12 protein-coding genes are annotated in these 14226 nt (G+C 68.8%); 4 read left to right on the top strand and 8 right to left on the bottom strand.

Going from position 1 to position 14226, the window contains the following annotated elements:
* Positions 1 to 77 precede the first annotated feature (77 nt).
* On the top strand, positions 78 to 1601 hold the full coding sequence (locus tag EV192_RS50655) for a serine/threonine-protein kinase (protein ID WP_132125990.1): 1524 nt from the start codon (positions 78 to 80) through the stop codon (positions 1599 to 1601).
* On the opposite strand, the gene EV192_RS50650 is transcribed toward EV192_RS50655, so the two are convergent.
* The 5 genes from EV192_RS50650 to EV192_RS50630 all read right to left on the bottom strand — a co-directional run bounded on the left by EV192_RS50650 (position 1602) and on the right by EV192_RS50630 (position 7498).
* Complete coding sequence (locus EV192_RS50650) at positions 1602 to 2810, bottom strand: glycoside hydrolase family 18 protein (RefSeq protein ID WP_132125989.1); 1209 nt, start codon at positions 2808 to 2810, stop codon at positions 1602 to 1604.
* 150 nt (positions 2811 to 2960) lie between these two features.
* Entirely contained in the window at positions 2961 to 5012 is a 2052-nt protein-coding gene (locus EV192_RS50645) for an AMP-binding protein (RefSeq protein ID WP_132125988.1), read from the bottom strand.
* A gap of 110 nt (positions 5013 to 5122) precedes the next feature.
* On the bottom strand, positions 5123 to 6016 hold the full coding sequence (locus tag EV192_RS50640; protein WP_132125987.1) for a winged helix-turn-helix transcriptional regulator: 894 nt from the start codon (positions 6014 to 6016) through the stop codon (positions 5123 to 5125).
* A gap of 67 nt (positions 6017 to 6083) precedes the next feature.
* Positions 6084 to 6929 carry a hypothetical protein gene (locus EV192_RS50635; protein WP_132125986.1) on the bottom strand — a complete coding sequence of 282 codons (846 nt, stop codon included), beginning with the start codon at positions 6927 to 6929 and terminating at the stop codon, positions 6084 to 6086.
* A 20-nt stretch (positions 6930 to 6949) separates the two neighbouring features.
* On the bottom strand, positions 6950 to 7498 hold the full coding sequence (locus tag EV192_RS50630; RefSeq protein ID WP_132125985.1) for a PadR family transcriptional regulator: 549 nt from the start codon (positions 7496 to 7498) through the stop codon (positions 6950 to 6952).
* Between the two features lie 72 nt (positions 7499 to 7570).
* Between EV192_RS50630 and EV192_RS50625 the strand changes: the two genes are divergently transcribed.
* Entirely contained in the window at positions 7571 to 8593 is a 1023-nt protein-coding gene (locus EV192_RS50625; RefSeq protein WP_132125984.1) for an LLM class F420-dependent oxidoreductase, read from the top strand.
* Between the two features lie 34 nt (positions 8594 to 8627).
* The gene (locus EV192_RS50620) at positions 8628 to 9677 is read left to right on the top strand and encodes an MBL fold metallo-hydrolase (RefSeq protein WP_132125983.1); all 1050 of its coding nucleotides are present in this window, start codon (positions 8628 to 8630) and stop codon (positions 9675 to 9677) included.
* 100 nt (positions 9678 to 9777) lie between these two features.
* On the opposite strand, the gene EV192_RS50615 is transcribed toward EV192_RS50620, so the two are convergent.
* The gene (locus tag EV192_RS50615) at positions 9778 to 10209 is read right to left on the bottom strand and encodes a DUF6319 family protein (RefSeq protein ID WP_132125982.1); all 432 of its coding nucleotides are present in this window, start codon (positions 10207 to 10209) and stop codon (positions 9778 to 9780) included.
* Positions 10210 to 10318: 109 nt separating this feature from the next.
* Between EV192_RS50615 and EV192_RS50610 the strand changes: the two genes are divergently transcribed.
* Positions 10319 to 11836 carry a cobyric acid synthase gene (locus tag EV192_RS50610; protein WP_132125981.1) on the top strand — a complete coding sequence of 506 codons (1518 nt, stop codon included), beginning with the start codon at positions 10319 to 10321 and terminating at the stop codon, positions 11834 to 11836.
* A gap of 56 nt (positions 11837 to 11892) precedes the next feature.
* Here the strand turns inward: EV192_RS50610 and fxsT are convergent, their stop codons facing one another.
* Positions 11893 to 13872, bottom strand: a complete 1980-nt coding sequence (gene fxsT / locus EV192_RS50605; RefSeq protein WP_243727604.1) for an FxSxx-COOH system tetratricopeptide repeat protein — start codon at positions 13870 to 13872, stop codon at positions 11893 to 11895.
* The gene (locus EV192_RS56580) at positions 13776 to 14183 is read right to left on the bottom strand and encodes a hypothetical protein (RefSeq protein WP_243727600.1); all 408 of its coding nucleotides are present in this window, start codon (positions 14181 to 14183) and stop codon (positions 13776 to 13778) included. The genes fxsT and EV192_RS56580 overlap by 97 nt, the downstream gene beginning before the upstream one ends.
* Positions 14184 to 14226 lie beyond the last annotated feature (43 nt).

The following is a 14226-nucleotide window of genomic DNA, read 5'->3' as shown; positions in this document are numbered from 1 at the left end:
CGAGGCGGCCTACGAACAGGCCGCCTCGTTTCGTATCCTCAGCTGCTGACGCATCGGTTTTTCCGAGGTGGGGTGCTGTGGGAGCGCGAACGGGCCAACTGGTCGGCGGTCGCTATCGGCTGGTGGCCGAGTTGGGGTCCGGGGGTTTCGGCCGGGTCTGGCGGGCCTACGACGACGTGCTGCACGTCGATGTGGCGGTCAAGGAGTTACGGCTGCCCACGACGGCGTCCGACACCGAGCAGGCCGACCGCCTCGCCCGGGCCGCGCGGGAGGCCCGCAACGCGGCGCCGTTGCGGCACCACCCGAACATTGTCTCGGTCCACGACGTGGTCATCGCGGACGACATTCCGTGGATCGTGATGCAACTGGTCGAGGGCTGCTCGATCGACGACCACGTCAAGTCGCACGGACCGTTGCCCCCGGACAGGGTCACGGACATCGCGGTGGCGCTCCTGCGCGCGCTCGGCGCGGCCCACGACGCGGGAATCCTGCACCGGGACGTCAAGCCGGCCAACGTGATGCTCGCCGCGAACGGCGAGGTCCTGCTGACCGACTTCGGGATCGCGATCCACCGGACCGACACCGTCCTGACCGCGACCGGGGTGTTCATCGGCTCGATGGAGTACGTGGCGCCGGAGCGTGCGTTGGGCGACGAGACGACCGCCGCGAGCGACTTGTTCTCCCTTGGCGCGACGCTGTATCACGCGGTTGAAGGCATCTCGCCGTTCCGCCGCGGTGAGGACGTCGCCACCTTGGGGGCCGTTCTCGCCCAGGACCCCGCGCCGCCCACCCTGGCGCCGCCGGCACTCGCCGCGCTCATCATGCGTCTGCTCGCCAAGGAACCCAAGCGGCGCCCCACCGTCCGGCAGGCGCTGGCGATGATCACCGAGCGGCCGACGGACCCGCACCGCACCGCGGACCACACGGTCCTGTTGACGCGGGCGGCCACGGTCATGAAGGCGGAACTGGCCCGCCGGCTGCTTGGTCTCGCGGCCGAGCACGGCATCGCGTTCACAGCGCCACCGGCCACGGCCGTGATACCGAAGAAGAAGCCGCCCACGCCGACGAGGAAACACTCGACCGCCAAGCCGGGTAGAAGGTGGACGTGGCAACGGGTCGGCGCGTACGTGATCCTGGTGCTGCTGCTGGCGATCGGGATCCACGGCGCCGCCGTCAACGACTGGGATCCGTGGAACCTGTGGACTCTCCTTGAGGAAGACCTCGGTTCCGTCGGCGGCGAGTTCGCGGACCACCCCGCCAACATATTCCTGCTGGTGTCCGGGTTCGGGACGTTCTTCGCGGTCGCGCTCCCGTTCGCCTTCCTGGTCGGCGGCCGGGCGGCCAAAGCCGTCGCCGCGGCCGGCAAGGTCGTGACCTTCGTGATCGGGCTCGTCATCGGGGTCGCCGGGTTGGGCCTCGGCGCGGCCGCCTCGTACTTCACCCTGGCCGGGCTCGCGGATCTGCTGAAACCGTTGCTGGACCGGGTCGCCGCCGACTGGACATCGCTCGTCGTCATCACGCTGGCCGTGATCATCGCCTACGAGTGGGGTTCCATGAAGGCCAAGAAGGCGGCTCCCGGCAGGAGCCGCCGTCCCCGGTGATCAGCCGTTCTTCACCGCGGTGACCAGTTCGCCGCTGGTGGTGTCACCGGACAGCTCCCAGAAGAAGGCGCCGCCGAGACCCTGTCCCTTGGCCCAGCTCATCTTCCCCGGGATGGTGCTCGGGGTGTCGTAGCTCCACCACTGCGAGCCGCACTTGGCGTACGCCGTGCCCGCGATGGTGCCGGTGCTCGGGCACCTGGTCTTGATCACCTTGTAGTCCTCGATGCCCTGCTCGTACGTGCCGGGCGCCGGGCCGGTCGCGGTGCCGCCGGGGGTGGCCTGGGTGACGCCGGTCCAGCCGCGGCCGTAGAAGCCGACGCCGATCCAGAGCTTGCTCGCCGGCACGCCCTGGGTCCTGAGCTTGGCGATCGCCTCGTTGGTGTTGAACCCGGACTGCGGGATCCCGGTGTACGACGTCAGCGGGGAGTGCGGCGCGGTCGGGCCCTGCGCGGCCCAGGCGCCGAAGAAGTCGTACGTCATCACGTTGAACCAGTTGAAGTACTGGGACGCGGCCGCGTAGTTCGACTTGTCGATCTTGCCGCCGGCCGACGCGTCCGCGGTGATCGCGGCGGTGACCAGCTTCGAGCCGAACTTGGCGCGCAACGCCTGGCCCAGCCGGGTGAACGCGTCCGGGCCGCTGGAGTCACAGCCCAGCCCGCAGGCGTTCGGGTACTCCCAGTCGATGTCGATCCCGTCGAACACGCCGGCCCAACGCGGGTCGTTGACCAGGTTGAAGCAGGAGTTGGCGAACGCGGTCGGGTTGGCCGCGGCCTGGCCGAACCCGCCGGACCAGGTCCAGCCGCCGAACGAGAAGATCACCTTGAGGTTCGGGAACTGCTTCTTAAGCTTGCGCAGCTGGTTGAAGTTGCCGCGCAGGGCGCCGGTGTCCCACGTGTCCGCCACACCGTCCACACTGGACCCGGCGTCGTAGAACTTGTCGTAGTCGGCGTAGGTGTCGCCGAGCGCGCACTGGCCGTTGACCACGTTGCCGAACGCGTAGTTGATGTGGGTCAGCTTGGCCGCCGAACCGCTCGTCTTGACGTTCTTGACGTGGTAGTTGCGGGCGTACACACCCCATTCGGTGAAGTAGCCGAGGACGTTGCCGTTCGGCGAGGCCGCGGCCGGCGTGGACAGGACGGTGGCGGCGGTGAACGCCGACAGAACGGTGACCAGCGCTGTGCCGAGCGCCGCGAGCTTGGTTCGCAACATGCGTTCTCCGAGGGTGGAGGCGGTGTGCGAGACACCGCACCAGCAGGGGAACCGCGGAGCCCGCGCCTGGCCCGGGGTTTGGTGAACCTTTACCAACGTAAGTGGACTAGACCAATACGTCAATGGTTTGTCCGAAAACGGACAATTCGTTCACCAGTGGCCGTCTTCCAGGACGCGCTTGAGCACCTTGCCGGTGGCGTTGCGCGGGAGGGTTTCCACGAAGACCACGTCCCGGGGGACGGCGAACCGCGCCAGTCGCTGGTGGACGTACGTCCGCACGCTGTCCGCGTCCAGCCTGGATCCCGGCCGCAGCACGATGTACGCGGCCAGGCGTTGGCCGTATTCGATGTCCGGCACGCCCACCACGGCCGCCTCGCGCACTTGGGGCAGCGCGGCCAGGATGTCCTCGACCGGCCGGGGGAACACGTTCTCGCCGCCGGAGACGATCATCTCGTCGTCCCGGCCGTCGACGAACAGCCGGCCGTCGGCGTCCAGGTACCCGCGGTCGCCGGTGTCCATCAGCGTGTGCCGCAGCGCCAGCTGGCCGCCGTCGGTGTATCCCTCGAACAGCATGTCGTTGCCCACGAAGATCCGCCCGGTGGATCCCGGCGGCACCGAGATCCCCTGGCTGTCAAGGATTCCGATCCGGGTGCCGAACGGCGGGTGCCCGGCGGTGGTCCGGGCCGCGCGCAGGTCCGCCGGATCCGCGATGGTCGCCCACGACACTTCCGTTGAGCCGTACAGGTTGTAGAGGACGTCCCCGAACGAGTCCATGAAGTGGTCGACCAGCCGTCCGGGCAGCGCCGAACCGCTGCTCGCGACCACGCGCAACGACGACGTGTCGTACCGTTCCCGCAGGCTGTCCGGCAGATCCATCATGCGCTGCAACATGATCGGCACCGCGAACATCGACGTGCACTTGTGGTCGACGATGGCGCGCAACGCGGACTGCGGGTCGAACCGGCGCTGTAGTACCAGAGTGGCGCGCAACGCCGTGCCCAGCTGCATCGCGGCGAGACCCCACGTGTGGAACAGCGGAGCCGACACCAGCATTTTCTCCCCGACCCGCAAGGGAATCCGGGACAGCACGGCGGCCGCGTCACCCAGTCCGCGTGGTGTCGGACGGCGCGCGCCTTTCGGCGAACCCGTCGTGCCTGAGGTCAGCACCACGATCCGGCCGGCGCGGCCGGGCGGTGCCAGCCGGTCCGGGGACCCTTCGGCGATCAGGTCCTCGACCGTGCGCACGTCACAGTGTTCGGTCTCTGGCCAAGTGCGGATTCTCGGCACATGCGCGGGCACGAACTGGCCGAGCCGGCCGAACTCGTCGTCCGCCATCAGCACGGCCGGCGTGTGCAGCCGGATCACCTCGGCGATCTGGTTGGCCGCCAGCCCGGTGTTCATCAGCACGACGTCCGCGCCGAGCTTCCCGCACGCGATCATCGACTCGATCATGGCGCCGTGGTTGCGGCACATCAGCGCGACCCGCGAGCCCGGCCCGACCTGGTAGCTCTTCAGGGCGTGCGCCAGGCGGTTCGTGCGTTCCTCGACCTCGGCGAACGTCCGCTGGGACCGTTCGTCCTGGTATGCCAGGTCGTGCGGCGCGCGAGCGGCCGACGCGCCGTATCCGCCCACGACAGTCGCGCCCCACCGCCCCAGCGCGGCCAGTTGGCGCACGGTCTTGTCCGGTCGGGCGGCGGTCAGCACACCCGCCTTGACCAGGACTTTCGCCACGCTCACCAGCGATCCGCGGGACGACGCCGGGTCGCGCGGCGTCGGCGGCAGGGGAGCGGGGACCCGGTCGAGCTGGTCGCTGAGCCGGTCGAACGCCTCCTCGACGCGGCGCCGGATCGCGGTCTCGCCGAGCGGCAGCTCCCGGTCCGGGGCGAGCAGCGTGAGCAGGACGTTGATCTCGGTGCCGCCGCGGGACGTCGGCCGCAGCCTGATCGACAGCCGGTGCTGCCGGGCGGCCACGCTCGACCACACTATGTGTTCGTCGCGCCGGTAGATGAGGACCTCGACCTCGTCGTCGCGGTCTACCCTCAGCAGGTATCGGGAGCCGCGGCCACGATGCGTGGTCACCCGTTCGCACCACGCCAGCCCGCGGACATACCGGGGATAGAGCTCGGGCTCGCCGATCACCTCCCACACCGTCGAGGGTGGATGGCTCACGACGGTCCGCACCTCAAAGCACTCGGATCGCATGGGGACCGGCCTCCTGAGACATAGCTACCGATGAGTAGCACTGTTCCGCTGACCGGTTCAAGCAATTGCCCCCTATTGGTCAACTTCTATCGCCCAGATGGAGTAGCGCGTCACGGCGCGTGCAGATCGAACCGGATCGCGCTGCGTGACATCGGCTCCAGACACAAGGTGCACCGCAGATACGGCACCAGCTCGCGCTGACAGATCGTGTGGTTGATGGTGATCCGGGTGTCCGGCGCCCCCGCGTACCACCGCTGCGCCCAGTCGACCAGGACCGAGTAAACCCCGAAGAACGCCTGCCCCTTGGTGGTGAGCCGGTACTCAAGCCCGTTCTGGTAGAACACATCCAGCTCGGTGAACCTACGTAATCGGTCACTGAGCACGGACGGCGGCGCCTTGAGCTTCGCCTCGAACTCCGAGAACCGCCGCATCCGCATGAACGCGGCGGCCAACACGACCGTGCTCCACCGGTCACCCAGAATCTCCATGGTCGCCGGCAGGTAGGACAACGCGTCCGTGGACACGTCCCGAACCGTCCTGCGATGCAACCGTGGCGCGCTGACATGCGCGAACGTCGTGTTCATGGCCCGAGTCATGGTCGTGTCCCTGGCCGCCACCGGCGCCTTCCCACACGAGGAACACCCCAACTCGACATCCCCCGACCGGCCACACCCCAGATGCACCAGATCCGGCAACGGATGCGGCCGCGTCACCCAAGCCCGTTCCCACGACCAGATCGACACCAACAACGGCCACAGGTCAATGGCCTTCTCGGTGAGCCAGTACTCGGTCCGCGTCCGCCCACTGCGATACGGCGCCGGCCGCAGCAACCCCCCAGCCACCATCTCCCGCAGCCGCCCGGCCAACACCGACTCGGACACCCCGAGCTCGGCGCGCCAGTCCGCGAACCGCCGGGTGTGCTTGAGGAAGGCGCGCTGAAGGATCAGCAGGGTCCACTGGTCGCCGACGGCGAGCAGCGCCTGTCCGATCGCGCTGGGCTCCACCTCGGCAACCCTAATCGCCGGTCGAGCACGGTGGCACGTCGCGGCCGTCGTTCGTGGACTCGCCGGGTCAGCTGATCGACTGGATGTCGCAGAACGGATAGATCTCCGTGCGCGCGTCGTCCATGGCAGGGACGCGGCCCGTGTGCGGAACTATCCACGTGTCCCGTTCTCCCGGCGCACACTCAGGAGTCGGCGGCGCCAGCTCCGGGACGACCGCCTTGTGCTGCTCGTCGTAGGTCATGAACCCGATCGTCGAGTCGACGAGGTCACCGCCGACGATCTTCCCACCCGCGTCCCGGAAGACCGCGCCCACCTTCGCCGGGTACAGCGGCCGGCAGTTGGCCGAGGTCTCGTGGTAGTCGACGCTGACCAGCGGCGGACTTCCGGGCGGACTGGGCCGGGTTCGGAGATATTTGGCGGTTACCGGCGAGAAGCCGCCCAGCGCGTCCCTGGGCAGCCATGTGGTCGTGCCGATCTGCACCTCGAGCGACGCCGCCTTCGGACTGTCCTGAAGGTCGCTGACCCCGGCGCCGACCCGCTGGCCGGGCAGCATCACCGGAATCACGGCGTCCGTCAGGTACGTCCTGGTGATCGGCGAATGGCCGGCGTCGAACAGCTTGTAGGTGACCCGCGTCCGGTAGGCCACCTTGTCACTGGTGTTCTCCAGCACCACGCCCAGGCTGAGTTGGCCGTTGTCGGCCTGGGGCAGCCCCTGGTCGACGACCCGGACACCCGAGGCTGCGGCCGTCGGGTCAACGTTGACCGACTGGGGAATGCCGCAGGAGTCGGGCGCGCTGGCAGGGGTGGACGAATCGCCGTCGATCCACGGCAGACGGCCACCGGAAACGAGGACAACCCCGGCGGCGATCACGACGACCACCGCGACCAACACCAGCGGTCCGGGTTTCGTCATGCGAAGAACCCCCGTTGTCGTCAACGTCCTCGCAGAGCCGCCGCGGCCCAGGAGCACCAGGCGGCCTGTTCCTCCTCGTACATCCGCCCGCGCGTTCCGGCCAGATAAGGGCCGATGTTCTCCGCGGTTCTCAGGTACTCCTCCTCGGACCTGCCCTCCAGCAATCTAGCCAACTGTTCAGCCAGATACTGGGCTTTCGTGCGCGATTGCTCGGCGCGCTGCTCCAGTTGGGCGGCGAGTTTCCCGGGGTCGGCGGCGCGGGCGGCGTAGGCCTTCACGAGGAGGTCGTCGCGGATCGAGGTGGGTTTGGTGGGGGCGAGGGTGAACCGGGTCAGTTCGTCGAGGCCGGCGTGGGTCAGCCGGAACACGCGCTTGTTGGGGCGGCCTTGCTGGACCACTTCGTGGCCGGTGAGCAGGCCGTCGGCCTCGAGTTTGGCGAGGTCGACGTACAGCTGTTGGGACGCGGCGTGCCAGAAGGAGGAGACGTCCAGGTCGAACAGCTTGGTGAGTTGGTAGCCGCTCAGCTCACGGTCGAGCAGTGCCGCCAGCAACGCGTGCCGCAGAGCCATGTGCCTCCCGTCTCTTGTGGCGAAGGTACTCAAGGATATGATTACTCAAGAAGTTGAGTATAGGAGGCTGTCGTGAAGCTCGGATTCCACACCGGCTACTGGTCGGCCGGCCCGCCTGAGGGGGTGCGGGACGCCATCGCCGAAGCCGAACGGCTGGGCCTCGACTCGATCTGGGCGGCCGAGGCGTACGGTTCGGACTGTCTCACCCCGCTCGCGTGGTGGGGGGCGAGCACTGAGCGGGTGCGGTTGGGCACGAACATTCTGCAGATGTCCGCGCGGACGCCCACGGCGACCGCGATGGCCGCGTTGACGCTCGACCACTTGTCCGGTGGGCGCTTTGTCCTGGGGATCGGCGCTTCCGGGCCGCAGGTGGTCGAAGGGTGGTACGGGCAGCCGTATCCCCGGCCGCTCGCGCGGACCCGTGAGTACCTGGACATCGTGCGCAAGGTTGTCGCCCGGGAACGGGTGGAATACCAGGGCGAGTTCTTCCAGCTGCCGTACCAGGGCGGCGCCGGGCTGGGCAAGCCGCTGAAGTCCACTGTGCATCCACTCAGGACGGACATCCCGATCTTCCTGGCCGCCGAGGGACCCAAGAACGTGGCGCTCGCCGCCGAGATCGCGGACGGCTGGCTGCCGATGTTCTTCTCCCCACGCGGCAACGACTTCTACCGTACCGCCCTCCAAACCGGATTCGACCGGCCAGGCGCCCGGCAGAACTGGGACACCTTCGAGGTCCCCGCGTTCCTGCCGGTCGTGGTGCACGACGACGTGGAGCAGGCCGCGGACTGGGTCCGGCCGATGCTCGCCCTCTACATCGGCGGCATGGGGGCCAAGGGCGCCAACTTCCACTTCGACGTGTTCGTCCGCCTGGGCTACCAGGCCGAGTGCCAGAAGATCCAGGAACTGTACCTGGACGGCCACAAGGCCGAGGCCGTCGCCGCGGTGCCGACCGCCATGGTCGAGGACGTCGCGCTTGTCGGCCCGTTGGCCAAGGTCCGCGACGAACTGGCTCTGTGGAAGGAAAGCGTGGTCACTTCGCTGCTGGTGAACACCGACGTGCCGACCTTGCGGGCGCTCGCGGAGATCGTCGGATGAGCCCCGCCGAGGTACTTGTCCCCGCGGAGGCGGCATGAGTACCGTCCCGGCTGAGCCGAGCGCACCCGGGCAGTGGGAAGCCTGGAAACGCAAGGAGTTACCTCCCGTCGAACGGGTCCGTGCGGGGCTCTGGTCGGTGCCGGTGCCCATTCCGCACAATCCGCTGCGGTACACGATCAGCTACATCTCCGTCGCGGACGACGGGCTGCTGGTGGTCGACCCCGGGTGGTTCTCGGACGTGACATGGGAGGCGCTGACCGCCGGGCTCGGCGTGATCGGCGCGTCAGTGTCCGATGTGGTGGGTGTGGTGGTGACCCACATGCACGCCGACCACCACGGGCTCAGCGGACGGATCCGCGAGGAGTCCGGCGCCTGGGTGGCCATGCACCCGGCCGAGGCCGACCAGCTGCCAGTCCGGTTCTTCCGTACCCTGCCGGAAACGGCGGACAAGGACTGGCTGAGGGCATCCGGGGTGCCGGACGACGTCGCCGAGCAGATGACGTTCTCGCTCGCGGCGATGAAACCGTTCATGGACATGGTCGAGCCGGACATCCTGCTGGCCGACGGTGACCTTGTGCCGCACGGCGACCGGACACTGCGCGCGGTGTGGACCCCAGGGCACACGCCTGGACACCTGTGCCTGCACGACGAAGCCACGGATGTGCTGCTGACCGGGGACCACGTGCTACCGAGGATCAGCCCGAACATCGGACTGGCGTTGGTGGACGAGGATCCGTTGTCGAACTACATCGCGTCGCTGAAACGGATCGCGGAGTTCGACACCGCGGAGGTGCTGCCCGCGCACGAGTACCGGTTCCGGGGGATCGCGGCCCGGACGGTCGCATTGGTCCAGCACCACCGGGAGCGTTGCGACGAGATCACCGCCGTGCTGACCGAAGCCGGTGCGGCCACGGCCTGGGAGGTCACCGAACGCCTGACGTGGTCGCGTGGCTGGGCGAAGGTCAAGGGGCTGATGCGCCGGAGCGCCCTCGCGGAAACGTGCGCGCACCTGCAGTACATGCGCAAGAACGGCACGGTCGACCTGATCGACGGCGACGTCCAAAGGTGGCAGCCCGCCCAGTGACCGGCGGACCCCCGGCCGCGTGGGCCGGGGGTCCGGTTGTGGTCCGTGGAGGCTCCGGCGCCGGGGCCCGGTGGTCAGGCTGGCCGGCGACGGGCGTTCGTCAGGACTCTTCGCCGAGGTCGGCCAGGGCCTGCTTGACCTTGGCCACCTCGGCCTCCAGTTCGCGCAGCCGGGACTCGTGCTGCTCGCGGGCCGCCGTGATCACCTCGTCGATCTTCTCGGCGATGTCCGGGTGCAACTCCTGGGCGGCCTTGGCGACGGCCGCCGCCGGCACGGACAGGCCCTGCACGACCCGGGTGGAGCCGTGCAGCAGATCGGCCTGCCACGCACCGTCCAGAGTCCCGGTCACCGTAAGCGTCAGCTCCACGGTCCGGGTCTTCTTCGCGGTGCTCTTGGTGCGGGCGCCGCGCTTGGGCTTGTCCTCGGCTTCAGCCGCCTCGGTCTCCGGCCCGTTGGTGCCCTGTCCGTTCGTCGTGGCAGGCACCTCCTCGTCACCGGGAGCGCTTGCCGCCTCGGCGGTGGGAGCGGTCATCCTGGTCCTTTCATGGTCACGTGGAGGGGGACCCACATCCTAGAACACGTGTTCGACCGTCTGTGTCCGAGGGGGTCGCCGAAGACACTATCCCGATAGGGTGCGGCGTGTGAGCGGAGCCCTGCTGGTGGCCGGCACGTCGTCCGACGCCGGCAAGAGCGTGCTGGTCGCGGGCCTGTGCCGGTGGCTGGCCCGGCAAGGGGTCCGGGTGGCGCCGTTCAAGGCCCAGAACATGTCGAACAACTCGGTGGTCACACTGGACGGCGGCGAGATCGGCCGGGCGCAGGCCCTGCAGGCCGCGGCCGCGGGCGTGCCGCCGAGCGTCCGGTTCAACCCGGTCCTGCTGAAGCCGGGCGGCGACCGGACGTCCCAGATAGTGGTCCTCGGCAAGGCGGTGGGTCACACCAGCGCCCTGTCCTACCGGGAGCGCAAACCGGAACTGTTCGAGACGGTCCTGTCGACACTGGCGGGCCTGCGGGCCGAGTTCGACGTGGTGGTGTGCGAGGGCGCCGGCTCGCCCGCGGAGATCAACCTGCGCGCCGACGACATCGCCAACATGGGCCTCGCCAGGGCCGCTGACCTGCCCGTTCTCATCGTAGGCGACATCGACCGGGGCGGCGTGCTCGCGCACCTGTACGGCACGGTGGCGCTGTTGTCACCCGCGGACCAAGCGCTTGTTTGCGGATTTGTGATCAACAAGTTCCGCGGCGACCCGGCACTGCTCGCTCCTGGTCTGGACCAACTCGGGGAGCTCACCGGCCGGCCGGTACTGGGTGTCATTCCCTGGCACCCCGACCTGTGGATCGACGCGGAGGACTCACTGTCCTATGTGGCCGACGGCGTGGTCGGCCGGCCGAAGCCGCCACTGGGCGAGTGGCTGCGGGTCGCGGTGGTCCGCCTGCCCCGGATCTCCAACGGGACGGACGTGGAGGCACTGGCCTGCGAACCGGGAGTGTCGGTGCGGTTCGTGACCGAGCCGTCCAGACTCGCCGACGCGGACCTGGTGGTCCTGCCCGGCTCCAAAGCAACGGTCGAAGACCTGAAATGGTTGCGCGACAACGGCCTGGCCCAAGCAATCCAGGAACACGCCCGGCGCGGGCCGGTAGTGGGGATCTGCGGCGGCTACCAGATGCTGGGCCGGAAGATCACCGACACAGTGGAGTCCGGTGCCGGTACGGTCGACGGCCTCGGCCTGCTCGACATCGACATAGAGTTCACAGTGGACAAAACGCTGGACCGCCCGGACGGCACAGTTTTCGGCGCCCCGGCAACGGGTTACGAGATTCACCACGGAACGGTCACGCGCCGGTCGTCGACCCTTGTCCCCCTCGTGACTCTCCCCGACGGCACCCCCGAGGGTGCGTTGACAAACACCATCGCGGGCACCCACTGGCATGGCCTGCTGGAGAACGACGCGCCACGGCGGGAACTGCTCCGGTGGGCCGCGGCGGTTGCCGGTCGGAACTTCGTGCCCGCCATGGACACACAGTTCGCCGTCGTTCGCGAGGCTCAGTTGGATCTTCTGGCCGATCTGGTGGCGGACAACCTGGACACCGATGCTCTCCAGGCTCTTCTGGCGACGGGCGCTCCTGGGGGGTTGCCCGTGCTTCCTCCTGGTGCGCCTTGAGTTTCGCTCTCGGTCTCCCCACACCTACCATCGGCTCCATGGCGGGTATGGCGCCGTCAAACGGACGCGTCGCCGCCCGGGATCCGTTTCCGCCAGTAGGCGATGTTGCTCCGGGTGGTCAGCGTGTGGGGGTGGTCTGCGCCCAGCACCCGCAACTGGTCGACAAGCAGCTCCTCAAACGCGGCCGCCGCCCCAGCCGGATCCCCCGCCTGCCCACGCCAATACGCAATATTGTGACGAGTGATCAGCGTGTCGGGATGGTCTGCGCCCAGCACCCGCAACTGGTCGGTGAGCAGTTCCTGCAATGCGGCCATCGCCCCAGCGGGATCCCCAGCGTGCCCACGCGAGCGGGCGATGTTGCTCCGGGTGGTCAGTGTGTGGGGGTGATCTGGGCCCAGCACCCGCAACTGGTCGGTGAGCAGTTCCTGCAATGCGGCCGCCGCCCCAGCGGGATCCCCCGCCTGCCCACGCCAGTACGCAATATTGTGACGGGTGATCAACGTGTCGGGGTGGTCGGCACCCAACACCCGCAACCGGTCGGTGAGCACCTCCTCAAACGCGGCCATCGCCCCGGCCGGATCCCCAGCGTGCCCACGCGAGCGGGCGATGTTGTGACGGGCGGTCAGCGTGTGGGGGTGGTCGGCACCCAACACCCGCAGCCGGTCGGTGAGCAGTTCCTGCAATGCGGCCATCGCCCCGGCCGGATCCCCAGCCTGCCCACGCCAGTAGGCGATGTTGTGACGGGTGGTCAGTGTGTGGGGGTGATCTGGGCCCAGCACCCGCAACTGGTCGGTGAGCAGTTCCTGCAATGCGGCCACCGCCCCGGCCGGATCCCCAGCGTGCCCACGCGAGCGGGCGATGTTGTGACGAATGGTCAGCGTGTCGAGGTGATCAGGGCCCAAGCGATCAATAACGGCAGTGTGGAGCCGTTCGAAGTAGTCCCGGGCTTGGGCAACCGCGCCACTGTCCCCCAGGCTGTTTCCGGCCCGGAAACACACCCGATGCACATCCGATGCCCACAGGTGCGATCCGCCGGCCTCGATGAGTGCTTCGGTGTTGGTGCGCAGTACCTGTCCCAGGACGGTGTCGCGCTCGACGTTCGGCCACACGTGTAGTAATGCGTCCGCGACCGCACGGACCACCACGGGAAGCTGGCTTTCAGGGAGAGCGTCGCCGGTGACCCGCTGCACCAGCGCGTGCACGCGGATCGCCCGCGACGATGCGCGCGGGTCCAGGGTGATCAGGCTCAGCCGCTGCAGACACCCCAACCCATCCACCGCGTCCTCCGCGCTGACTGGACGGCCGGTGCTGGTCGCGATCCACTCCAGGATGGCCGGGTCGGTGAACACGTCGCGTGGGATGCCGTTGGCATCCAGCAGGCTGGCGACCTGCAGCAACGGCTCCGCGACCCCAATCGGCCGCAGGAGATTGGCCTGCTCGACCGACAACGACCAAGTGACCGCCACCGTCGCCCGATGCTCGTCGGGCAGTCCGTCGCTCTCGGGCAGCAGCGACGCCAACTCGCGACGTCGATCCGCCAGCCGTGCCCGGTAGTCGGCGCAGGTCAGATTGCGGTCGCGTAGGTAGGCATTGGCCTGGGCCAGCGCCAAGGGCAGATATCCCAGCTCCTTCGCCAGGTCCCGGGCACCGTCCAGCAGGTGCGGTTGGTGGGCGAGGGCGCCGTCGAGGTAGGCGTGTGCTTCGGGTGGGGTGAACACGCCGACCTCGATCAGGTGGCGATGCGGGCCGTGCAACGCGGCATCCCGGCGCCGGGTGGTCACCACCACCCGTCCGGCGGACGTGGTCGGCGGCCAGAGTCCGCGCAGATGGGCCGGCGACTGCACGTCGTCCAGGACCACCAGCCACCGTGCCGACATGCCGCCGAGCCGCTCCAGCAACCGTTGCGCGCCATGGTCGGGATTCGGGTCCACGATCCCGGTCAGGTCGGCAGCGACGCGGGCGTAGCTGGCCACGATCGCTTCCCGCGACCCCGCGGCGACCCACACCAGTAAATCCAGCCGACCAGTCGCCCACAGCCGTTCGGCATAGTCGACCGCCAGTTGGGTCTTACCCACACCCCCAGCCCGGTCACCACACCGGAGGTCAACACCGCTGTGTCGCCCTGATCCAGCACCCGCGCCAACTCGTCGGCGTCCGCCCGGTCCTGAAACGACAGGGCACGTGGCGGTGCGATCCCGGCCCGGTGCGGCAGGGCGACCACAGGCCGGGTGGGCTGGTGGTAGTGCACTCCGCCCTCGATCGTGCCCGCTTGCACCACCGACCCGATGCTGTCCGCGTGCGCCGCGTTGTCCTGGCCGTGCGCGGGAGTCTCGGCGCCCTGGTCCATCCGCTGATTATCGCCGCGAGCCCCCGGCCGGTAGCCGGGGGCG

Origin of the sequence: Actinocrispum wychmicini (assembly GCF_004345645.1) — a bacterium.
Lineage (GTDB): Bacteria > Actinomycetota > Actinomycetes > Mycobacteriales > Pseudonocardiaceae > Kibdelosporangium > Kibdelosporangium wychmicini.
Note: the sequence above shows the minus strand (reverse complement) of the source record. Positions and strands in the feature narration are given on the sequence as shown.

Bases quoted from the DNA above. Each gene is read 5' to 3' on its own strand.
- EV192_RS50650 (WP_132125989.1), bottom strand. From the start codon at position 2,810: ATGTTGCGAACCAAGCTCGCGGCGCTCGGCACAGCGCTGGTCACCGTT.
- EV192_RS50645 (WP_132125988.1), bottom strand. From the start codon at position 5,012: ATGCGATCCGAGTGCTTTGAGGTGCGGACCGTCGTGAGCCATCCACCC.
- EV192_RS50635 (WP_132125986.1), bottom strand. From the start codon at position 6,929: ATGACGAAACCCGGACCGCTGGTGTTGGTCGCGGTGGTCGTCGTGATC.
- EV192_RS50630 (WP_132125985.1), bottom strand. From the start codon at position 7,498: ATGGCTCTGCGGCACGCGTTGCTGGCGGCACTGCTCGACCGTGAGCTG.
- EV192_RS50620 (WP_132125983.1), top strand. From the start codon at position 8,628: ATGAGTACCGTCCCGGCTGAGCCGAGCGCACCCGGGCAGTGGGAAGCC.
- EV192_RS50615 (WP_132125982.1), bottom strand. From the start codon at position 10,209: ATGACCGCTCCCACCGCCGAGGCGGCAAGCGCTCCCGGTGACGAGGAG.
- EV192_RS56580 (WP_243727600.1), bottom strand. From the start codon at position 14,183: ATGGACCAGGGCGCCGAGACTCCCGCGCACGGCCAGGACAACGCGGCG.